The sequence below is a fragment of the Bradyrhizobium sp. Leaf396 genome, from assembly GCF_001424605.1.
In the GTDB taxonomy this organism is placed as follows: Bacteria; Pseudomonadota; Alphaproteobacteria; order Rhizobiales; family Xanthobacteraceae; genus Bradyrhizobium; species Bradyrhizobium japonicum_C.
Genome location: NZ_LMQJ01000008.1, coordinates 156,049 through 176,728, shown reverse-complemented (window position 1 = coordinate 176,728; position 20,680 = coordinate 156,049). Strand labels below are relative to the sequence as shown.

Sequence of the window (20,680 nt, the reverse complement as noted above, 5' to 3'; positions counted from 1 at the left end):
ATGGAATTCATGCGTATCTGCAACGAAGTGTGAGGCGCAACAATGACCGAGACGGCGAGCATTCCGCCACGGTTAACGCCCTGCAAAACCAATCGATCAAAATTTCTGCGGCGCACGAGACGGCGCGCAGGGACTTCAGAACAGTTCTATGCCGTCGTCAGCAGTTTCCGCGACTTCGACACGGCGCGTGGTGGCGACCGACGTCAGCCCGAGCGTTTGCAGAAACTGCCGGTGGACGTCCCGCTCGCGCTCCATCGTGTAGCGCGCAAACAGCTCGTCGAGCATCGCTTCGTCTTGCGCTTGCGGCTGCGGCTTCTGCGCGCCCGCGCTCGCGGTCTCGAGCCGCGCCGCGGCCGCCGGCAACGCCGCGGAGCCTTCGCCGAGCGTCGTCATCAGATTTTGCGCCGACGTGATGAGTCCCTCGAATTCCGCCCCTTCATTGACGAGCCGGCCCATCAGCTTGCCGAGCCGCTCGTTGCCGGCCTCGACCTCGCGCAGCGCCTGGAGGATCTGCGGTTCGAGCTTGGCGAGCTGCGTGGGATCGCCCTGCACGCGGAGGATCTTCAATTCCCCGGCCGATCGCTCGATGGCGTCGAGCACGGGCCTCAGGCGCCCCGCCCCCGCCGAGACCTGGTCGGCGGTGGCCTTGAGCTCGTTCGCAATAACCACGAAGGCGCTGCCGCGGCTGCCGAGATGACTTGCCTTCAGGCCCGCATTCATTCCGATCAGCGTGATGTCGACGGTCGCCTCGGCGAGCCCTGCGATCGCCTGACGAAACTTCATCAGCGTATCCTCGACGATCGCGAGCGCCTCGTCGACCGAGCGGCCGGCGCCCTCGCAGGTCGTGATCAGGTTCGAGGCGTGCGCCAGCGTCTGCTTGATGCGCGCCAGGAACGACGACGAACGGCCGTCCTCGCCGCCGATCAGCGTGCGGCCATGGCCGACCACGCTGCCCGCATCGTGCAGGATGGCGGTCAGCGCGCGAACGATCTGGCCGATGTCGCCGCTGAACTCGCGTTGAGCATCCCTGAGCTGGGCCGCCTGCAACTGACAAATCGCGCGCGCGCCGTCCTCGCCCGCCATCAGTCCGGGAACGAGGCTCGGAGCCCGTCCGGAGGCGAGGCCAAGACCGTGCGAGACATGCTCGAGACGCTGGCGTGTGCTGTCGCCGGCCTGCAGGGAGATGATCGCGCTGCCCACCGCCTCGGCGATCTTCCTGGTGCTGGAGCTGGCGAGATCGGCCAGATGGCCGCTGTTGCTGCGCTGATCGCGCAACCCGGAATAGGCGGAGCCGAGCTCGACGCTCTCCGCCGCCAGTTGATTCCGGTAGCGGCTCTCGAAGTCCCGCTGCCGGCCGCATGCGGTGGCGACCGCTTCAGACAGGCGCTGCTGATCCCGCGCGCAGCCCTCGATCGCGCCCTGCACGGCCTTGCCGAGATCGTAGGCCTCCTGCGTGAAGGCGAGAAAGCCCTCGCGGTCGCCGTCGAGCGCAGCGGCCTCGATTCGCGCGCTGCGGGCGATGATGGTGATCATCTGGATGTGCTTGAACAGCGGCTTGAGCAAAGCGGACGCCTCCGCCGTGCTCTTGCCGATCGTCTCCAGCAGGGCGGTCTCGGCCGGCAGCGCCTGGGCGAGCTCGCTGAGCCGCGCGGCGATCTCCTGCAATGCGGTCGCAGCTCCTTCGATCTCCGCACCCGAGAGCTCGGAGGAAAGCGCCGCGAGGCCCTGGTTCAGCTCCTTGAAGATGAGATGCCCGCGTCCAAGCTCGTGACCGACGCGCGCGAACACGTCCTCGATGCGCGAGGAGACGTTCTCGATCGCGGCGATCGCCTCGGTGAGCGTGCTGGCCGGAATCACGGACATCGCGGTCAACCTGCCACCGCGGGGTGCCCGGCCTGATACCAGAGCATGATTTCGCGCGGGATCTGGTGCAGCGAGACGACCTTCTCGACGCCGCCATGGGCGATGGCTTCCTTGGGCATGCCGAACACCACGGAGCTCTCTTCATCCTGCGCCCGGGTCGAGGCGCCGAGCTTGCGCATCTCCAGCATTCCCCGCGCCCCGTCATCGCCCATGCCGGTCATGATCACGCCGAGCGCGTTGGCGCCTGCATGCTGGGCCGCCGAGCGGAACAGCACGTCGACCGACGGCCGATGCCGCGATACCGGCGGGCCGTCCTTGATCGCGATCTGATAGCGCACGCCGATGCGCTGGAGCAGCATGTGCCGGGCACCGGGCGCGATATAGGCGCAGCCCGGCAGAACCGGCTCGCCGTCCTCGGCCTCCTTGACCCTGATCTGGCAGACACTGTCCAGACGCCTGGCAAAGGCCGCGGTGAAGCCTGCCGGCATGTGCTGGACGATCACGATCGGCGGACAGTGGGCCGGCAGCATTTCAAGGACGTCATTGAGCGCTTCGGTTCCGCCGGTCGAGGCGCCGATGCACACGATGCGTTCCGTCGTCGGACGGACCTTGCCCTGCACCGGCGGAGGGATGATGGCATCGGCCGTCAGTTTCTTCTCGATCTCCCGGCGCGCGGCACGCGGACGCACCCGGGCTCGGGCTGCCGACTTCACGGCCTCTCGCAGCCGTGTGGAGCATTCGAGCAGTGCCTGCCGCGTGTCGATCTTCGGCTTCGGAACGATGTCGACCGCACCCGCTTCGAACGCCTCGAACATGACGCTCGATCCCTCCTCCGTGAGCGAGGAGCAGATGATCACCGGAATCGGCCGCTGCGCCATGATCTTGCGCAGGAAGGTCATGCCGTCCATGCGCGGCATCTCGAGGTCGAGAATGATGACGTCGGGCAGCTCCTTCTCGAGCCGCTTGGCGGCAACGAACGGATCGGATGCCGTGGCCATCACTTCGATCTCGGGATCCTCACTCAGGATCGTCAGCAGGATTTGGCGAACCGACGCCGAATCGTCCACGATCAGTACGCGAACTTTCTCCTTCGGCATTTGGGGCGGCGCTCCGATCAAACCTGGAAGATGGTGGGCTGGACCTGCTTCAGACCCGGCACCGCGCTGTGAATCATCGATTCCGAATGCCCGACCAGCAGATAACCGCCCGGACGCAAATGGCTGCACAATTGCTCGACGACCTTGCGCTGAGTCTCGCGCTCGAAATAGATCAGGACGTTGCGGCAGAAGATGATATCGACGTCGCGATCGACGGGATAGGACTTGTCCATGAGGTTCATCCTCATGAAATGCGTCATGCGCCGCAATTCCGGCACCACCCGCACCTCACCGCTGGCCTTGTTCCGCGACGACAGGAAATAGCGCTTCACGAAAGGCTCCGGCACCGGAGCGAGCACGTCACGGGTATAGATCGCGGTCTTGGCGAGGCGCAGCACCGCCGTCGAGATGTCCGTCCCGAGGATGCGATACTGAAAGCGCGAGCCGTTCCGCGTCATGTCGTCCAACACCATCGCGGCCGTGTAGGCTTCCATTCCGGTAGAGCTCGCCGAGCTCCAGACCTTCAGATTCGCGTTCTTCCGTCCATGCGACTTGAGCAAGGCAGGGACCGCGACATCCCGCAAGAAGGTGAAATGCTGGGGCTCGCGGAAGAAGTCGGTCTTGTTGGTCGTTACTACATCGATGAGATGCGTAAGCTCGGTGTCGAAATGATCGCCCTCGAACAGGCTCTCGACGTATTCATTGAGGTCGGAGAAGTTCAATGCGCGCACGCGCTTGTGCAGCCGCCCCTCCAGCATCAGCCGCTTGCCCTGCGGCAGCTTGATGCCGACCTGCCCCTCGATGAGTTCGGCGATGGTCCGGAAGTGGCGGTCGGACAGATGCACGGCGGTATCTTGGATGGCGGGCATCATGAACGATGGCCCAAGTCCGGAAGGGCCGCCTGCACTGAATGTCGGGCCATAAGGGCCATCTTGATCCTATGCGTTGACAGAAAGCGGGCTCGACCGAGGGCGGACCCGTTCCGGAGGTCCTAGCGCTGGAAATCGGCGTCTCGATCGTCCTCGCCCTCATTCAGGTCGAAGGCGAAACCGCCGCCGGCAGCTTTGACGGCGCGCGCCGGCTTGGCCTGCGGCTTCCTCGCGGGACGCTCGACAGCCGCCATGGTGGCAGCCTTGGCCCGCAGCTGATTGACCGCGCGGTCGATCGGCTCCGATGCCTGCTTAATCGAGCCATGGTCGATTCGGAAATAGGCGATGGTCGACTGCAGTTGCTCCGCTTGCGAGGCAAGTTCCTCGGAGGTCGAGGACACCTGCTCGGATGCGCTGGCGTTTTGCTGACCGACCTTGTCGAGCTGCTGGATGGCCTGGTTGATCTGGGCCGAGCCCACGTCCTGCTCGCGGCAGGCTGCTGTAATCTCTTCGACGAGCTCAGCCGTCTTCTTGATGTCCGGAACCAGCTTGGAGAGCATGGCGCCGGCCTCCTGCGCCACCTTGACGGTGTCGGTCGAGAGAGTGCCGATCTCGGCCGCAGCCGCCTGGCTACGTTCGGCGAGCTTGCGCACCTCCGAGGCGACCACCGCAAAGCCCTTGCCGTGCTCGCCTGCGCGCGCGGCTTCCACGGCCGCGTTGAGCGCGAGCAGATCGGTCTGGCGCGCGATCTCCTGGACGATCGTGATCTTCTCGGCGATGGTCTGCATCGCGCTGACGGCGCGGCCGACCGCGGCACCGGAAGCCTCCGCATCCTTGGCGGACTGCGCCGCGATCTTCTCGGTCTGGCTGGCATTGTCGGCGTTCTGCTTCACGTTCGCAGCCATCTCCTCCATCGAGGAGGATGCCTCCTCGGCGGACGAGGCCTGCTCGGTCGCGCCTTGCGACAGCTGCTCGGCGCTGGCGGACAGTTCCTGGCTGCCGGCCGAGACGTTCTGCGCCGCGGTGAGAGCTTCGGACACGATCTGGCGCAGCTTCTCGATCATGCGTTCCAGCGCGAGGCCCAGCGTGTCCTTCTCCGACAGCGGCTTGGCTTCGACCGTGAGGTTGCCTTGCGCGATCTCGTTCGCGACCGCCGCAGTGGCGTTCAGATTGGCGGTCATCGCGTTGAGAGATGATACCAGATCGCCGACCTCGTCGTTGCTCGAAACGCTGATCTTCTGGCCGAGATCGCCGACCGCGACCGCATTGGCAAGACCGACTGCACGGGCCAACCCACGGCTGATATTGAGCGCGATCCAGGTCGCCGCAGCGATTGCGATCAACAGTGCGGCGCAGATCATGCTGATCAAGAGCATCTTTGCGAAGGCCGCGTCCCTGGCACCCTCCTCCGCGACCTCGGCCATCTGCTTCTCGTTTCTCTGGACATATTGCTCGATGGCATCCAGCGCCTCATTGAAGGCCTTACGGCCTTCACCGCTGGCGATGGCCGCCGCCTTCAGGTTGCCGGCTTCCAGGGCAAGACGCGTAACATTCTCCACGACGTTCGTCAGGCGATCCAGCTGCGCATTGATGGCATTGGTCGCGCCCGGTTGACTCGCTTGAGCCACGGATGCCTTGAGATCGGCCAGCCGCTGCATGGTCTCCTTCACATCCGCATCTGCTTCCTGCGCCGTCGAGGTCGAATAGGTCAAGACGATCGAGCGCGCGAGCCTCGCGACCTCGGCGCGGGCTGTCAGCAACGCAGCAGCACGCTGGCTCTCGGAGCCGTTGCCGCCGAGCTCCGCGAGCGCTGCATCCAACATCGCGTCCAGATTCTTGACCGCGACCTGTCCTTCGGACTTCCACAGCTGCGCAGCCCGGTGATTGGAGTTGAGCAGCGCAAACTTGGCAGCCTGATCTTCCAACTCGTTCATGCGCTTGATCGGACCGGCGGCCTGATCAAGCAAGCGGCGACCGGCCTCGCTTGCTTTGCTGTAGAGCTCGCCGTTGAGCTTGAGCATCTTCTCGCGACGGGTCAGCATCGCATTGTAATTGTCTTGAGTGTCCTTGTCCGAGACCGCCTGGATCATGCGGCTTTCGGCGCGCTGTTGCGCCTGGATTGCACTCATGACGTCGGCGGCCAATTTCGTGCGGTAGGCCTGGTCGACGATGCGCTCCTGCTGCTCGGTCAAAGTGGAGAGAGACTTATAGGCGACCCCGCCCGTAATCATCGAGAGAATGATGACTGCGCCGAACGCGCTCGCGAGTTTGGCCTTGACGGTGAATCTCATGTCAGTCTCGTTGGTTCGAATTGGGGTGCTTACGTGTGATCACGCTTCGCTCTTTCGGATTCAGGCGGCGCAGAACGCATCCGGGACGGTGTCGCGGACTTCTGGAACCTCGTCGTTGGCCATCAACTTGGCGAGGTCGAAGATCACGACGAACTTCTCCCCCTTGCGGCCGATTCCAGCCGCATAGTCGGACTGCCATTTTCCGCCGACTTCCGGGATCGGCTCGATCGCCTGTTCATCGATGTCGGTAACCTCGAACACGCAGTCGGCGACAAAGCCGACGCCGACCAGACGGTCCTTCATCGGCACGTCGAGGATGATGATACGCGTCGCCTCGGTCGCGGCCACGTTCGGCAGGCCGAGCTTGGTCCTGAGGTCGACGATCGGATAGCCGCTGCCGCGCACGTCGATCATGCCGAGCAGGAAGCTCGGCGCATGCGGCAGGCGCGAGATCGGCCGCATGTCGAGGATCTCCCGGACATTGCGAATGCTGATGCCGAACGTCTCGCCGGCGAGCCCGAGCGTCAGGTATTGCGAGGTTGCGGCCATGATGCGTCCATTCGATCAAGAGGTTCGAGAGAGGCCCGTTCGGACCGTTTAGCGTTGAAACTCCGCGTCGCGGTCGTCGTCGGCGTCGTCCATTTCAAAGGCAAAGCCGCCACCGCCGACCTTCAGGGCGCGAGCCGGCCTGACAGCCGGCCTCCTGGCGCCGCCATCGGCTGCGGCCATCTTCGCCGCCTTGGCGCGAAGCCGACCGACGGCATGCTCGATCTCCTGCGGAGCAGCCTTGGCCTTCCCGCCTTCCTCGATTCGGAAGAACGAGATCGTCGACTGCAGCTGCTCGGCCTGCGACGCCAGTTCCTCCGACGTTGAAGATACCTGCTCGGACGCGCTGGCATTCTGCTGGCCGACCTTGTCAAGCTGCTGGATCGCCTGGTTGATCTGAGCCGCGCCGACGTCCTGCTCGCGGCAGGCGGCCGTGATCTCCTGGACCAGTTCAGCCGTCTTCTTGATGTCGGGAACGAGTTTGGACAACATGCCGCCCGCTTCCTGGGCGACCTTCACGCTTTCAGTCGAGAGAGTGCCGATCTCGGCGGCTGCCGCCTGGCTGCGTTCGGCGAGCTTGCGCACCTCCGAGGCCACCACGGCGAAGCCCTTGCCGTGCTCGCCGGCGCGAGCGGCCTCTACCGCCGCGTTGAGGGCGAGCAGGTCGGTTTGCCGCGCAATTTCCTGCACGATGGTGATCTTCTCCGCGATGGTCTGCATCGCCTGAACGGCCCGCCCGACGGCCGCGCCGCTCGCCTCTGCGTCCTTGGCCGATTGTGCGGCGATCCGCTCGGTCTGATTGGCATTGTCCGCGTTCTGCTTCACGTTCGAAGCCATCTCCTCCATCGAGGACGAAGCTTCCTCGGCGGATGAGGCCTGCTCGGTTGCTCCCTGCGAGAGCTGTTCGGCACTTGCGGACAGCTCCTGGCTCCCGGCCGAGACGTTCTGAGCCGCGGTCAAGGCTTCGGACACGATCTGCCGGAGCCTCTGCACCATGGTTTCCAGCGCGACGCCGAGCTTGTCCTTGTCAGAAATCCGCTTGGCTTCGACCGTGAGATTGCCGCGCGCGATCTCGTTGGCGACCTCCGCACTGGCATTCAGGCTCGCGATCATGCGTTCGAGCGCAAGTCCCAAAGTGTCCTTGTCGGACAGACGCTTGGCTTCGACGGCCAGATTGCCTTGCGCGACCTCGTTGGCGATCGCCGCCGTCGCGTTGAGGTTCGCAGTCATTGCGTTCAGCGACTTGATGAGATCGCCGACCTCGTCGTTGCTCTTGACCTCGACATTCTGGCTGAGGTCGCCCATCGCGACCGCGTTGGCAAGACCCACTGCGCCGCCAAGCGCACGACTGATCGAGATCGAAATCCACAAAGCAGCCCCGATCGCGATCACCAGCGACACGCCGATCAGCGTCATCAGCATGAACTGTGCCTTCTGCCCCTCCTCTTGCGCGTGGACGGCCTGATCGCTCATCTGTGTCTTCGTATTCTCGACGTAAGCGCTCATCGACTCCAGCGCATCCGCGACGACCTTGCGGCCCTCGTTCATCGAGCGCTCCGTCGCCTTCGCCTTATCCGTCCTTGCCAGCCGGATCGTCTCGTCCTGGTACGCGTTCATCTTGGCGTAGGTTGCGGCGAAGTTGTCGAGCAGCTTTCTACCGGCTTCGCTCGCCAGAGCGTGCACTTCGTCCCGCGTCTTCGTCGCGTGCTCACGACGCTTGGCGGCGTCTGCGGCAAACTGTTCTACATCGGCGCCGGTCGCCAGGATGGCGTTCTTCTCGGCCCGAAGCTGGAGCAGAATGTCCCTCTCGATCTGGGTGGCCTTTTCCATGCGCTTGGCGCGAAGGACCATGCTGTCGGCCGTCGCCATCATATCACCGAATTTCATGTAGGCGACGCCACCGGCAATCATGGACAGGACGATGACGAGGCCGAAAGCACTGGCGAGCTTTGCCTTGACGGTGAATCTCATGTTTCAAGTCCCTTGAGTTCGACCTGGTCTGATTTTGGAAGGAACGCGAGCGCGACTGCCCGCGTCCCGGAGGAGCGTCTATCGCTGAAACTCGGCGTCCCGATCGTCGCCGACCTCATCCATATCGAAAGCGAAACCACCGCCACCGGCGACCTTCAACGCTCGTGCCGGCTTGGCAACGGGCGCCCTGCCGCGGCGATCAGCGGCCGCCATCTTCGCAGCCTTGGCGCGAAGTTGACCAACGGCCCGGTCGACCTCCTGAGGAGCAGCCTTCGAATTGCGCGCGGCGTCATCGATACGGAAGAAGGAGATCGTCGATTGCAACTGCTCGGCCTGCGAGGCCAGTTCCTCCGAAGTCGAGGAGACCTGCTCGGATGCACTGGCATTCTGCTGGCCGACCTTGTCGAGTTGCTGGATGGCCTGATTGATCTGGGCCGAGCCGACATCCTGCTCGCGGCACGCGGCGGTGATCTCCTGAACGAGTTCCGCCGTCTTCTTGATGTCGGGCACCAGCTTGGACAGCATTTCACCCGCTTCCTGCGCGACCTTCACCGTCTCGGTCGACAACGTGCCGATCTCGGCGGCGGCCGCCTGGCTCCGCTCGGCGAGCTTGCGTACCTCGGACGCGACCACCGCGAAACCCTTGCCGTGCTCGCCGGCTCGCGCCGCTTCCACGGCCGCGTTCAGTGCAAGCAGGTCGGTCTGCCGCGCGATCTCCTGCACGATCGTGATCTTTTCGGCGATGGTCTGCATCGCGTGAACGGCACGGCCGACGGCACTACCGCTGGACTCGGCATCACGCGCCGACTGTGCGGCAATCTTTTCGGTCTGGTTGGCATTATCGGCATTCTGCTTCACGTTGGAGGCCATTTCCTCCATGGAGGACGAGGCTTCTTCTGCCGAGGACGCCTGCTCCGTAGCGCCCTGCGACAGCTGCTCGGCGCTGGCGGACAGCTCCTGACTGCCGGCAGATACGTTCTGAGCAGCAGTGAGTGCCTCCGACACGACTTGTCGGAGCTTCTCAACCATCGCATTCAGCGAACGAACGAGGTCGCCGATTTCGTCATTGCTCTTGACCGAGATTGTCTGGCTCAGATCGCCGTTTGCGACGGCTCCGGCAAGGTTGACCGCGCGGGACAGTCCACGGCTGATGCTAAGGGCCATCATGATCGCGGACGTCGCACCAACCAGGAGTGACAATCCGATGACGCTGACCAGAAGAATCTTGGCCTGACCTGCCTCCTGCGCGGATGCCGCCGACATTTCCGCCATCTGCTTCTTCACCAGGCTGATATACTCGCCCGATGTGGAGATTGCCTCGGCCGCATTTGCTCTTCCTTCGACCGCGGCCATCGCCGACGCCTTTATGTTGCCGCCTTCTTTCACGATCTCGACCACGCGGGAGACGACATTGAAGAGACGATCCGTGTAGCTGACAATGTTCGTCGACGACAAGCCGACCGCGGACATGGGAGCGGCGCCCTGCTTGAGTGCGACCTTGAGTGCCTCTTGCTCGTCCGCGATCGCCTTGATCGCGGCATTGAGCTCCTCCATGCTCGACGCCGAGAACGACAGGGCGACCTGCCGTTGTAGACGCACTCCTTCCAGCCTGATGGCATAGATAGCTAGAAGCGCGTTGCTCTTCTCGGGCGAAGCCGTCAAACGATTCAATTCGGCAAGAGAGGCATCGAGAACGTCGTTCCACTGCTTCAGAACCGGCGCTCCATCAGAGGTCCACAATTGGGCGCCCCGATAGTTGGAGTTCTTCAATGCCAGGCTGAGCATAGCGTCCTCGCCGGCATTCATCTTGTCGTAGGCCGCCGAGAATTTGTCCAGCATATGCTTGCCGGCATCCGACGCCGTGGCCTTGATCTCGCTGAGAAGCCGGGTCGCCTCGGAGCGATGCTTCTTGATTTCGTCGACCAGCTTGAGCATCTCCGCATCGCTTGCCGCGAGTATGATGTCTCGCTCAGCCCTGGTCTGATAGAGTACGTTGTTCTGCAGCTCTCCGGCCTTATCTATGCGCGCGGCGCGCACGACGAAATCCGCGGAAACCTCGACTTGTTGCGCGAGCTTCAGATATGCCAGTCCGCCCGTGACTCCTGACAACAGAATGATCACGCCGAACGCACACGCCAGCTTTGCCTTGATAGTGAACCGCATATCGAGCCCCCAAGCCCCCACAGTCTTTCACAGACCGACTTCAATTCAGAATGCGTTCCATGTTCGGAACGATGACGAACTCTTCACGCCACTTCGCGATGAAGCGAATGAACTCCGGCTTCCAGTGCATCCCGACTCGCGGTGTCTGCTGCACGTCGGCTTGCGAGATCTCTGTGACCTCGTAGACCTTGTCCGCGGTTACGCCAACCAGAACCGGCTCCCCGTCGAGATCGAGCTCGATGACAACGATGCGTGTATCGGCAGAATCATCCAGCTGCGGCATCCCGAAGCGGATACGCAAGTCCGCGAGCGGAATGACATTGCCGCGCACGTTGATCACGCTTGGAACGAATGCGCGCGCGCCCGCGACCTTGGTCACGGGAACGGGATCGATGATTTCGCGCACGAGGCCCGCATCGAGCGCGAACTTTTCCTCTCCGAGACCGATCATCACGACCTGCATCGCGCCGGACTGATGCTCGCCCGCCACCCCCTCGTTCATCATGCCGCCTCGCTGATGTGCTGTTTTTCGACCTGGGACTGCGCCAGCGTGACCAGCTGCGCAACGTCGAGGATCAGCGCCGCCGTGCCGTCGCCCAGGATCGTCGCGCCCGAGAAGATCGTGACGTCCGAATGCAGCTTGGACAGCGACTTGATCACCGTCTGGTGATTGCCAATGATCTGGTCGACGACTAGGCCGACCCGGGTTTCGCCTGTGGAGATGATGATCGTCTTCTGGTGCCGGTCGGGTGCGCCCGACGAGGACATGATCTCGCGCAGACGCAGGAAGGGCACGAGATTGCCGCGCACGTTGAGGAAGTTGCGGCCGCGCGAACGCTCGTCCTCCGCGGTCAGCTCGACGCACTCCTCCACCGCCGAGAGCGGAATGATGTAGCGGCCTTCGCCGACCCGGATCAACAGACCCTCGATGATCGCGAGCGTCAGCGGCAGGCGTAGCGTCACGGTGGTACCCTGGCCCGGCCTGGTCGACAGGTCGATAGAGCCGCGCATGTTCTCGATGGTGCGTTTGACTACGTCCATGCCCACGCCGCGGCCCGACAGCGCCGAGATCGTCTGCGCGGTCGAGAAGCCCGGGTGGAAGAGGAACTGGTGGATCTCGTGATCGCTGAGCACGGCACCGGCCGCGATCAATCCCTGCTCTTCCGCCTTCGCACGGATGCGCGCCGTGTTGAGGCCACCGCCATTGTCCTTCACGGTGACGAGCACCTGCGCGCCGGAATGGACGGCGGCGAGCTCGATGCGGCCCTGCTCGGTCTTGCCGTTGGCAGCGCGCGTGGCGGTGTCTTCGATGCCGTGGTCGATGGCATTGCGGATGAGGTGCACCAGCGGATCAGCCAGGCACTCGATCATGGTCTTGTCGAGCTCGGTATCCTCGCCCGAGGTGACGAATTCGACGGGCTTGGAGAGATCCCGCGACAGATCGTGCACGAGGCGACGGAAGCGGCCGAACAGCGAGCCGATCGGCACCATGCGCGCACCCATCGTGGTGTCGCGCAGAGAAGAAGCAAGACGCTCGATTTCCTCAGCGATCAGCTTGATCGAGAGGTCGGAGCCGGAGGCCGCGAGCTGGGTCAATCGCGCCTGGGCGATCACGAGCTCGCCGACGCGGTCCATCAGCTCGTCGAGGCGCTCGGCCTGGACGCGGACCGTGGCGATACCCCGCTCCTGCTTGGCGTCCTCACGGCGGGCGGGCGGCGCTTCACGCTTGATCTCGGCTTTCGGCTCGGTTGCAGCTTCGGCCTTGTGCTCTGCTTTTGCGGGCTGCTCGGCAACGGGCGCGGGAGCCGCCTCCGCCACCACCGCGGCCGTCTCGGCCGGCGGCGCGGGCTCTTCGTCGAGAAGCTGGAGCAACGGAGCCGGCGCGGGCGCTTCGACCTGCTCCAGCGGCGACAGCGTCAGCCTCATCTCGTCCTGAACGAACATGAAGACGTCGTCGATCGCGTCCTTGTCGCAGGCCGCGTGCAGCTTGACGTCCCATTTCAGATAGCAATCCTCTGGCTCCATCTCATCGAGAAACGGGACGCCGTCGGTGACAGGCACCACGAAGCAGGGACCGAGCTTGCAGAGATCTTCCAGCAGATCGAGCGGATTGGAGCCGTTGCGCAGGATATGGGATTCGAATTCCAGATAAAGGTGCCAGCCGGCCCGCTTGCTCTCCACTGGCGCCAGCGGCGGCGCCCCGGCGATCTCGACGACCGGAACGGCGGGCGTGTCGGCCGAGACGAAGCGCTTGAGATCGTCGAGGATGGCTTCGCCGATAATGTCGTCGGTCGACTGCGGATCCTCGATCAACGCTCGGATATAGTCCTTGGCGGCAAGCGCGACCGAGATCAGCTCCTGCGTCGGCTTGATCTCGCCCTTGCGAACGCGATCGAAGGCGGTCTCGAATTCGTGGGTGAACGAGGCGACCTTCTCGAAGCCGAACATGGCGCCCGAGCCCTTGATCGTATGCAGGGCACGAAAGGCGGAATCGACCAGTTCGCGGTCATCGGGACGTAGACCGAGATCGAGCAGCGATCCTTCAAGAACCTCGAAAAGTTCGCTGGCTTCCTGACGAAAGATCTCGGTCGGATCCATCACACTCATGCGCGCACCAGCTTGCCGACCACGGCCAGCAATTGCTCGGGTTTGAAGGGCTTGGTGATCCAGCCGGTGGCGCCGGCGCTCTTGGCTTCCTGCTTCACCGTGTCATTGGATTCGGTGGTCAGGAATACGATGGGCATTCCGACAGCGTTCGGCAGCTTGCGCAGCGCGCGGATCAACTCCAGCCCGTTCATGACCGGCATGTTGAGGTCGGTGATCACGAGGTCCAGCTTGCCGGCTTGCGCCTTGGCCAGCCCTTGGGCGCCATCACCGGCCTCGATCACGTTGTGACCGGCCGGCTCGAGCACGACCTTGATCATCTGCCGGATGCTGGGCGAATCGTCGACGGTGAGAATCGTGGCCATCAGGTGCCATCTTTCTTTTGCGGGAAGTGCTGATCGATCATCGCTTCGCTGGCAAAGCCGGCGCGGCGAAGGGTGTTGCGCAGAGATTGCGAGAAGGAGGTCAGGACCACGGGGCGGCCCTGGGCCTCGCCGGTCTTGGCGGTCGACAGCAGAAGCTGGATCGAGGTCACATCGGCCTTGTCCACGTTCGAGCAGTCGATCTCAAGCCGCTCCTGGCGGCCGAACGCCTCGCGAATGAGGTCATAGACGCTGCGAATGGCGGCGATGCTGCAATCAGCGGGCAACCGCAACGACCATTTTGGCTCCGTGGAATTGAGCGACATCGCTGCATTCGCCTTTGCTAAAACTTCGCTACACGTTTGACGCGAATCGAGTGAGCAAAACCCTAACGCGGCGGTCCGTACAACTACGGGTCACATCCTCAGGGATTTCGCGCAACTTCATGCCGCGGGCACAACCTGCCGAAATTTCAGGCGACGCCTCCGCGCCGGCACTGTTTCCGCGCATTTGCTTCGCGTTAAATTCGCCCGGGTTATGGCTGGGTCTCGTGTCTTTGGCAGTGAAGAGAGCCCCCGCCACCAATGCTGACCCAAGCGCTGCTGGTTGATGACAGCCGCTCCGTCCTCAACTTCCTGAAACGTCATATCGAGGCAGAAGGTCTGGTCGAGGCCACCGCCTTCCTCGATCCCGTGGAGGCGCTGGCTTGCGCGCGGGGGCGCGTCTTCGATCTGGTGCTGGTGGATTACGAGATGCCGCATATGGACGGCATCAGCTTCATTCGCAGCTTCCGCAGGCTTCCCGGCTGCGCCGACATCCCGATCGCGATGGTCACCTCGCGCCAGACCGACGACATCAAGATGGAAGCGCTGCAGGCCGGTGCAACCGATTTCCTGCCGAAGAAGCCACAAAGCCTCGAAATGACGGTGCGCCTGCGGAATTTGATTCAGCTTGGTGCAGCCGTGCGCAAGCTCAACGACCGCGCCGCGCACCTGGCCAGCGAAGTCGCAGCAGCAACGCGAAAGCTCGGCGAGCGCGAAGAGGAGATCATCCTGCGGCTCGCGCTCGCGGTCGAATACCGCGACAATGATACCGGCGAGCACACCCTGAGAGTCGCGCGCTACAGCCGCGTGATCGCCGAACAGCTCGGCCTGCCCGCCCGGCTTTGCCGCGACATCTATCTCGCCGCGCCTCTGCACGACGTCGGCAAGGTCGCCATCCCCGACAATATCCTGCTCAAGCCAGGCAGGCTCACCGAGGACGAGATGGCGGTGATCCGGACGCATGCCGCGATCGGCGAACGAATACTGGCCGATTCCAGCTGCGAGCTGATCCGGCTCGGTGCGCAAATTGCCGCGAGCCATCACGAGCGCTGGGACGGCGCGGGCTATCCGAACGGCCTCAAGGCGGAGGCCATCCCGGTCGCCGCCCGCGTGGTCGCCGTCGCGGACGTCTTCGACGCCCTGACGACGCGGCGGCCATATAAGGAGCCGATGGCGATCGAGATGGCGCGCAACTACCTGATTGAGAATCAGGGCAAGCAGTTCGACCCGGCCTGCGTCCAGGCGTTCCTGTCGCGCTGGGACGAGGTGGTCGGGATCGCCGCCGGTGAGACGCCTCTTCAGAAAAGCGGGGCCCCTCTCGTTCCTGATATAGAGAGTGCGGCCGAGAGCCGCCCGGTGGAGGATCATTCGGCCGAGGCAGCCCCGACCGCCTGACATGACGAACCGACCAACTTCTTGCCCCGGCTCCATTTTCTCTGGTCGCCGGTTTGAACCTGTTCCTGCTAAAGTGGCACCAACAACTAAGAGTGATTCTGGTCACACTTGCTTGGGGCACCCTGCTGTAAGCATCGAACCGGGACGGGCCGGTAGTGCATCGTCGAATTGGATGAGAATTCCCATGAGAAGCCTGATCGGCGCCGTCCTCGGTGCCTTCTGCCTTGCGGCCCCCGCGCTGGCGGAGACTCCTGCCGCGATCGTCGAGGACGTCCAAGGAAAGGTCGACGGCATCGCCTTCATGGACTATGTGGCAGCGGGAAAGATCATCAAGCTCGGGCCCAAGGCCAGCATCACGCTCAGCTACCTCAAATCATGCGAGCGCGAGACGATCAGCGAAGGCGTTGTTCTGGTCGGCACTGAGCAGAGCACCGTGCAGCTGGGCGAGGTCAAGCGGGAGAAGGTGCCCTGCGATACCAATGCGGCAAAGCTGTCGGAACGCCAGGCGAACCAGAGCGCCGCAACGACCTTCCGCAACGTGCGGTCGGACGCCAAGGGCCCCCCGTCCAAGCTGCCGACGCTCTACGGCGTCGCCCCGCTGGTGCAGGCGAAGAGCGGGAGCACGCTGGTCATCGAGCGCACCGACGGCAAGGAACCCACGATCACCGTGCCGCTGAGGAGCGAAACCATGGTCCGTGGCAAGTTCTACGACTTTGCCAAAGCCGGGAAGTCGCTGACCCCAGGAGGAAGCTATCTCGCCATCCTCGGCGCCAAGCGCTACGCCTTCCAGATCGATGCCAGCGCCACCTCTTCGCCGACGCCGATCGTCGGCCGCCTGCTGCGGCTCGAATAGGCGGCCCAGCAACGGGAGATGCGGCGGATCGGCAGGCGCGACATCGTTGCGGCATACCTGACTGCGCTCATCGCGGGCGCAGTCTTCACATCGCCGCCGCTTCAGGCGCTGCAAGGCCTCTCTCTCGACCTCCTCACGGCGCTGCGCGGCAAGACCATTGGCGACCGCCGTGATCCCGCCGCCTCGCCGGTCGTCGTAGTGGCGATCGATGGGGAGACTTACGCGACGCCACCCTTCAAGGGATCGCCGACGCAAACCTGGACACGTGAGATTGGGCGCGTGCTCGGCAGCATCAGTGAGGGCGGCGCCAAGGTGATCGGCTACGACGTCATCTTCCCAAGCTCGATCGAGCTGTCCGAGATTCCGTTTGGCGACGGGCCGCTCGGCTCGCGCATGAGGGGATTCGATCGGGACTACCTGATCGCGCTCCGACAAATCTCCGACAGCGGCAAGCTCGTGCTCGGCGAGGTCCTGAGCAACGACCACCCGGAGCGGCCCTACCAGGCGCAACGGGTGGCGGTGCGAAACAACATCCGCGCCCTCAACGTCCACACCGATGCGGACGATGTCATCCGGCGGATGCCGCTCACCTTCTCCATCGACGGCAAGCCGGTGCCGGCGATGGCCGTCGAACTCGCCGCGCGCGCACTCGGCGCGAAGGTCGAGGTGGCGCCATCCGGTAAGGCCGAGCTGGCCGGCTATGCGATCCCGGGCGTCGTGCCGAACACGCTGACGCTGAATTTTCGAAGCCTTAGCCGCGACGTTCCGACCTACTCCTTCGCCGATCTGCGAGCCTGCGTCGAAAAAGGCGACCACGACTTCTTTCGCCGTGCCTTCGAGGGCAAGGTCGTTCTGCTCGGCACCGTCCTCAACTTCGAGGACCGCAAGCTCACCTCGATGCGTCTCTCCGGCGGATATGACGGGACCCCGGCGCCGCGCTGTGCCATCCCCTCACCTGCAGGCGCCGCGCAGAAGGCCCGCAGCGACGTGGCCGGCGTGTTCGTTCACGCCGCTGCGGTCCGAAATCTGATCGAGCGGGACGCCGTGACCGAGCTCGGCTTCCCCGGGCGGTCCCTTCTCACGATCGCATTCGCTGCCGTCGTCGCGATCGCAGCCTGCATGCTCGCGCCCGGCGCCGCACTGATGGCCTGGTTCGGCCTCACGCTCGTCTACGGGGCCGTCACCGTCAGCGCCTTCGTGCACGCCTTGGCGCTGCCGCTGGCCGAGCCGGCTCTGGCCGGCCTTGCCGCGCTCGCGATCATGATCGGCTACCGCTTCGTGCTGGCCGATCGCGACGAGCGTTTTCTGCGCAAGAGCTTTGCCCTCTACCTCGCGCCCGAGGTCATCGAGACCATGGTCGCCTCCGGCAAGATGCCGGCGCTCGGCGGCGAGATGCGCAACGTCACCATGTTCTTCTCCGACCTCAGCGGTTTCTCGTCCATTGCCGAGACCATGACCCCGGGCGAGCTGGTGACGCTGATGAACGAATATCTGTCCGCCATGACCGACATCATCGAGAATCATGGCGGCTACGTCGACAAGTACATCGGCGATTCCATCGTCGCCATGTTCGGCGCGCCGGCCGACGATCCCGCGCACGCGCGCAACGCGGTTCGCGCCGCGCTGAAATGCCACGAGAAACTGGCTGAGCTCAACGCAGCCCATCCCGCCTTCGCCGGCCACGACATATCGCATCGCATCGGACTGAACAGCGGCGAGGCCGTGGTCGGCAATATCGGCTCGCGGCGCCGCTTCAACTACACCGTGATGAGCGATACCGTGAACGTCGCCTCGCGGCTGGAGGGGGCCAACAAATATTACGGCACAGCCATCATGGCCTCTGAGAGCACCAAGGCGCAGACCGGCGACACCTTCGCCTGGCGCGAGCTCGACGCGATCAGGGTTCAGGGACGCGGCGAAGCAATCAGGGTGTTCGAGCCGCTGGCGGAGAGCGGTGCGGAGAGCACCGAGCAGACGAAGGCAGCTGCCGCGTATGCGGAAGGTCTTGCCTGCTGGCGAGCCAGAGAGTTTGCGAAGGCGGTGAATACGTTCGAGCGGCTGGCGGAGTCCGATCCAGCCTCGGCAATGTTCGCCAAGCGAGCGAAGGCGCTAGCCGAGACGCCGCCGCCGCCGGACTGGACGCCGGTCAATACGCTGGAAGGAAAGTAGCCGCCCCCTTGCCCTCCCTTGGAGGGTACGCGGGGCGACCGCCTAGAACGGCAGCCCCACGTAATTCTCCGCAAGCAGGCGCTGCGCCGTCTCGGACGAGAGCAGATAGTCCAGCTCCGTCTGCTGGAGCCGATCCTCGTAGTCGAGCCGGTCGGGAAAGCTGTGCAGCAGCATCGTCATCCACCAGGAGAAGCGTTGCGCTTTCCAGATCCGCGCGAGCGCCTTGGCGGAGTAGCCTTTGAGACCGGAATCGTCGCCGCCCTGATAATGCGCGAGCAAGGCGTGGTAGAGATAGTAGATGTCGGAAGCGGCGCTGTTCAGCCCGCGGGCCCCGGTCGGCGGCACGATGTGCGCGGCATCGCCTGCAAGGAACAGGCGGCCATAACTCATCGGCTCGGCGACGAAGCTGCGCAAAGGCGCGATGCTCTTCTCGATCGAGGGTCCCGTAATCAGGCGGCCGGCGACCTCCTCCGGCAGGCGGCGCTTCAGCTCGGCCCAGAACGCATCGTCGCTCCAATCCTCCACCTTGTCCGTCAGTGGCACCTGGATGTAGTAGCGGCTGAGCACCTGCGAGCGCAGGGAGCACAGCGCAAAGCCGCGCTCGTGCTTCACATAGATCAGCTCGGGCGATACCGGCTTGGTTCGCGACAGCACCCCCAGCCAGCCGAACGGATAGACCTTCTCGTATTCGCGCAGCACGTCCTTCGGGATCGACTTGCGGCTGACACCGTGAAAGCCGTCTGCGCCGACGATGTAGTCGCAATCGATGCGGATCGTTTCGCCGTTCGAGCGGTAGGTGACGTAGGGACGATCCGATGTCAGATGATGCGGCGTTACGTCCTCGGCATTGTGCACGACCTTGCCGCCGAGCCGGTCGCGCGCCTCGTACAGGTCGCGCGTCAGCTCGGTCTGGCCATAGACCAGCACCGAATTGCCGCCTGAGTGCTTGTGCAGATCGATCTTGGAGAGCACGCCGTCATGGGCGATCTCGAACCCGCGGTGGATCTCCCCCTCGCGGTCCATCCGCTCGCCGCACCGCGCCTCGCGCATCAGCTTGGCAAAGCCGTGCTCGAGCACGCCGGCGCGGATGCGGGCGAGCACGTGATCGCGGCTGTATTTCTCCAGCACGATCGTGTCGATGCCCTTGAGATGCAGCAGCTGGGACAGCAGCAACCCGGACGGCCCGCCGCCGATGATACAGACCTGAACTTTCATTATTGCGTCCTCCCGTCGGCACTTTTTTGCAGACTTTGCGCTGCAGACGGATGGAGGGTTTCGCCTTTGTCTTGTACTATTCGAACATGAGAAGCACAGCCCCTGCCCCGGCGATCCGGGTGTACAATTTGTTCGGCGAGTCCGGCGACCTGCCCGACGTCGTGCACTGCGAGACCATCGCATCCCGTTCGGTGCTGCACGACTGGACGCTGGCCGTGCATCGTCATGCCCGGCTGCACCAGGTCTTGCTGATCGAGCGCGGCGGCGGCGAAGCGACGCTCGACGGGCGCGTGGTGCCCTTGAGGCCGATGCAAATCGTCAACGTACCTGTCGGCCACGTTCACGGCTTCCGTTTCGTACCGGACACTCAGGGCTGGGTGTTGACCATCGCCGCCGAGATCCTGGATGAGGCGCTGCTCGCGGCCGAGGGCTTGCGCGGCGCATTGTCACGATCCGCCGTGGTGCGCGGCACGCCGCAGATCCGCGCCACGATGAAGCAGATCTTCGCCGAGCACGCCGCGCGCGATTTCGGCCGTGCCCATGTGCTCCGCGCCTTGTCCTCGGCCATGATCGGGCTCGTGGCGCGCGCGCTCTCAGGGGAGAGCGGCGGCAACGGCACTGCCGAATCCAGCCTGTTCCGCCGCTTCGAGGCGCTGCTGGAGCAGCATCATCTGGAGCGCTGGAGCGTCGCCGACTATGCCAAGGCGCTGTCGGTGACGTCGACGCATCTCAACCGGATCACGCGAAGGGCGACCGGCGATACCGCCTCGCATTTGATCCTCAACCGGCTGATCCGCGAGGCGCGGCGCAACCTCGTCTACACCAACCTGCCGATCTCGACGATCGCCTACGCGCTCGGCTTCGAGGACCCCGCCTATTTCAGCCGGGTCTATGCCGCAGCCACGGGCCTATCGCCGCGCGCCTTCCGCGCGCAGCTCCATGGCGAAGAGGCGTGAGGC

At 64.1% G+C, this 20,680-nt stretch carries 16 protein-coding genes; 4 read left to right on the top strand and 12 right to left on the bottom strand.

Going from position 1 to position 20,680, the window contains the following annotated elements; translation table 11 throughout:
* Positions 1 to 135: 135 nt before the first annotated feature.
* The 11 genes from ASG57_RS10510 to ASG57_RS10460 all read right to left on the bottom strand — a co-directional run bounded on the left by ASG57_RS10510 (position 136) and on the right by ASG57_RS10460 (position 14,092).
* On the bottom strand, positions 136 to 1,863 hold the full coding sequence (locus ASG57_RS10510; RefSeq protein ID WP_057196206.1) for a hypothetical protein: 1,728 nt from the start codon (positions 1,861 to 1,863) through the stop codon (positions 136 to 138).
* 5 nt (positions 1,864 to 1,868) lie between these two features.
* The gene (locus ASG57_RS10505) at positions 1,869 to 2,960 is read right to left on the bottom strand and encodes a protein-glutamate methylesterase/protein-glutamine glutaminase (protein WP_057196205.1); all 1,092 of its coding nucleotides are present in this window, start codon (positions 2,958 to 2,960) and stop codon (positions 1,869 to 1,871) included.
* 17 nt (positions 2,961 to 2,977) lie between these two features.
* Entirely contained in the window at positions 2,978 to 3,832 is an 855-nt protein-coding gene (locus ASG57_RS10500) for a CheR family methyltransferase (protein WP_057196204.1), read from the bottom strand.
* A gap of 119 nt (positions 3,833 to 3,951) precedes the next feature.
* Positions 3,952 to 6,120, bottom strand: a complete 2,169-nt coding sequence (locus ASG57_RS10495) for a HAMP domain-containing methyl-accepting chemotaxis protein (protein ID WP_057196203.1) — start codon at positions 6,118 to 6,120, stop codon at positions 3,952 to 3,954.
* Between the two features lie 60 nt (positions 6,121 to 6,180).
* Positions 6,181 to 6,669, bottom strand: coding sequence for a chemotaxis protein CheW (locus ASG57_RS10490; RefSeq protein ID WP_024341601.1), 489 nt, complete (start codon positions 6,667 to 6,669; stop codon positions 6,181 to 6,183).
* A 48-nt stretch (positions 6,670 to 6,717) separates the two neighbouring features.
* On the bottom strand, positions 6,718 to 8,637 hold the full coding sequence (locus tag ASG57_RS10485) for a HAMP domain-containing methyl-accepting chemotaxis protein (protein ID WP_057196202.1): 1,920 nt from the start codon (positions 8,635 to 8,637) through the stop codon (positions 6,718 to 6,720).
* Positions 8,638 to 8,715: 78 nt separating this feature from the next.
* The gene (locus ASG57_RS10480) at positions 8,716 to 10,800 is read right to left on the bottom strand and encodes a HAMP domain-containing methyl-accepting chemotaxis protein (protein ID WP_057196201.1); all 2,085 of its coding nucleotides are present in this window, start codon (positions 10,798 to 10,800) and stop codon (positions 8,716 to 8,718) included.
* A 40-nt stretch (positions 10,801 to 10,840) separates the two neighbouring features.
* Entirely contained in the window at positions 10,841 to 11,305 is a 465-nt protein-coding gene (locus tag ASG57_RS10475; RefSeq protein WP_024341604.1) for a chemotaxis protein CheW, read from the bottom strand.
* Positions 11,302 to 13,407: a chemotaxis protein CheA gene (locus ASG57_RS10470; protein WP_057196200.1), complete on the bottom strand. Its 2,106-nt coding sequence runs from the start codon at positions 13,405 to 13,407 to the stop codon at positions 11,302 to 11,304. Before ASG57_RS10470 ends, ASG57_RS10475 begins: the two co-directional genes overlap by 4 nt.
* On the bottom strand, positions 13,404 to 13,769 hold the full coding sequence (locus ASG57_RS10465; protein WP_024341606.1) for a response regulator: 366 nt from the start codon (positions 13,767 to 13,769) through the stop codon (positions 13,404 to 13,406). The genes ASG57_RS10470 and ASG57_RS10465 overlap by 4 nt, the downstream gene beginning before the upstream one ends.
* Entirely contained in the window at positions 13,769 to 14,092 is a 324-nt protein-coding gene (locus tag ASG57_RS10460) for an STAS domain-containing protein (protein ID WP_024341607.1), read from the bottom strand. The genes ASG57_RS10465 and ASG57_RS10460 overlap by 1 nt, the downstream gene beginning before the upstream one ends.
* A gap of 258 nt (positions 14,093 to 14,350) precedes the next feature.
* Between ASG57_RS10460 and ASG57_RS10455 the strand changes: the two genes are divergently transcribed.
* The 3 genes from ASG57_RS10455 (at position 14,351) to ASG57_RS10445 (ending at position 18,506) form a co-directional block, all read left to right on the top strand.
* Positions 14,351 to 15,484, top strand: a complete 1,134-nt coding sequence (locus ASG57_RS10455) for an HD domain-containing phosphohydrolase (RefSeq protein WP_057196199.1) — start codon at positions 14,351 to 14,353, stop codon at positions 15,482 to 15,484.
* Positions 15,485 to 15,668: 184 nt separating this feature from the next.
* Complete coding sequence (locus tag ASG57_RS10450; RefSeq protein WP_024341609.1) at positions 15,669 to 16,337, top strand: hypothetical protein; 669 nt, start codon at positions 15,669 to 15,671, stop codon at positions 16,335 to 16,337.
* An 18-nt stretch (positions 16,338 to 16,355) separates the two neighbouring features.
* Positions 16,356 to 18,506 (top strand): adenylate/guanylate cyclase domain-containing protein, encoded by a 2,151-nt coding sequence (locus tag ASG57_RS10445; protein WP_057196198.1) that lies wholly within the window; start codon positions 16,356 to 16,358, stop codon positions 18,504 to 18,506.
* A gap of 42 nt (positions 18,507 to 18,548) precedes the next feature.
* On the opposite strand, the gene pobA is transcribed toward ASG57_RS10445, so the two are convergent.
* Positions 18,549 to 19,721 carry a 4-hydroxybenzoate 3-monooxygenase gene (pobA, locus tag ASG57_RS10440; RefSeq protein ID WP_057196197.1) on the bottom strand — a complete coding sequence of 391 codons (1,173 nt, stop codon included), beginning with the start codon at positions 19,719 to 19,721 and terminating at the stop codon, positions 18,549 to 18,551.
* A 50-nt stretch (positions 19,722 to 19,771) separates the two neighbouring features.
* Here pobA and ASG57_RS10435 point away from each other — a divergent pair, with 50 nt between their 5' ends.
* Positions 19,772 to 20,677 (top strand): helix-turn-helix domain-containing protein, encoded by a 906-nt coding sequence (locus ASG57_RS10435; RefSeq protein WP_057196196.1) that lies wholly within the window; start codon positions 19,772 to 19,774, stop codon positions 20,675 to 20,677.
* Positions 20,678 to 20,680: the final 3 nt, after the last annotated feature.

Bases quoted from the DNA above. Each gene is read 5' to 3' on its own strand.
- ASG57_RS10510 (WP_057196206.1), bottom strand. From the start codon at position 1,863: ATGTCCGTGATTCCGGCCAGCACGCTCACCGAGGCGATCGCCGCGATC.
- ASG57_RS10505 (WP_057196205.1), bottom strand. From the start codon at position 2,960: ATGCCGAAGGAGAAAGTTCGCGTACTGATCGTGGACGATTCGGCGTCG.
- ASG57_RS10500 (WP_057196204.1), bottom strand. From the start codon at position 3,832: ATGATGCCCGCCATCCAAGATACCGCCGTGCATCTGTCCGACCGCCAC.
- ASG57_RS10495 (WP_057196203.1), bottom strand. From the start codon at position 6,120: ATGAGATTCACCGTCAAGGCCAAACTCGCGAGCGCGTTCGGCGCAGTC.
- ASG57_RS10490 (WP_024341601.1), bottom strand. From the start codon at position 6,669: ATGGCCGCAACCTCGCAATACCTGACGCTCGGGCTCGCCGGCGAGACG.
- ASG57_RS10485 (WP_057196202.1), bottom strand. From the start codon at position 8,637: ATGAGATTCACCGTCAAGGCAAAGCTCGCCAGTGCTTTCGGCCTCGTC.
- ASG57_RS10480 (WP_057196201.1), bottom strand. From the start codon at position 10,800: ATGCGGTTCACTATCAAGGCAAAGCTGGCGTGTGCGTTCGGCGTGATC.
- ASG57_RS10475 (WP_024341604.1), bottom strand. From the start codon at position 11,305: ATGATGAACGAGGGGGTGGCGGGCGAGCATCAGTCCGGCGCGATGCAG.
- ASG57_RS10470 (WP_057196200.1), bottom strand. From the start codon at position 13,407: ATGAGTGTGATGGATCCGACCGAGATCTTTCGTCAGGAAGCCAGCGAA.
- ASG57_RS10465 (WP_024341606.1), bottom strand. From the start codon at position 13,769: ATGGCCACGATTCTCACCGTCGACGATTCGCCCAGCATCCGGCAGATG.
- ASG57_RS10460 (WP_024341607.1), bottom strand. From the start codon at position 14,092: ATGTCGCTCAATTCCACGGAGCCAAAATGGTCGTTGCGGTTGCCCGCT.
- ASG57_RS10455 (WP_057196199.1), top strand. From the start codon at position 14,351: ATGCTGACCCAAGCGCTGCTGGTTGATGACAGCCGCTCCGTCCTCAAC.
- ASG57_RS10450 (WP_024341609.1), top strand. From the start codon at position 15,669: ATGAGAAGCCTGATCGGCGCCGTCCTCGGTGCCTTCTGCCTTGCGGCC.
- ASG57_RS10445 (WP_057196198.1), top strand. From the start codon at position 16,356: ATGCGGCGGATCGGCAGGCGCGACATCGTTGCGGCATACCTGACTGCG.
- pobA (WP_057196197.1), bottom strand. From the start codon at position 19,721: ATGAAAGTTCAGGTCTGTATCATCGGCGGCGGGCCGTCCGGGTTGCTG.
- ASG57_RS10435 (WP_057196196.1), top strand. From the start codon at position 19,772: ATGGAGGGTTTCGCCTTTGTCTTGTACTATTCGAACATGAGAAGCACA.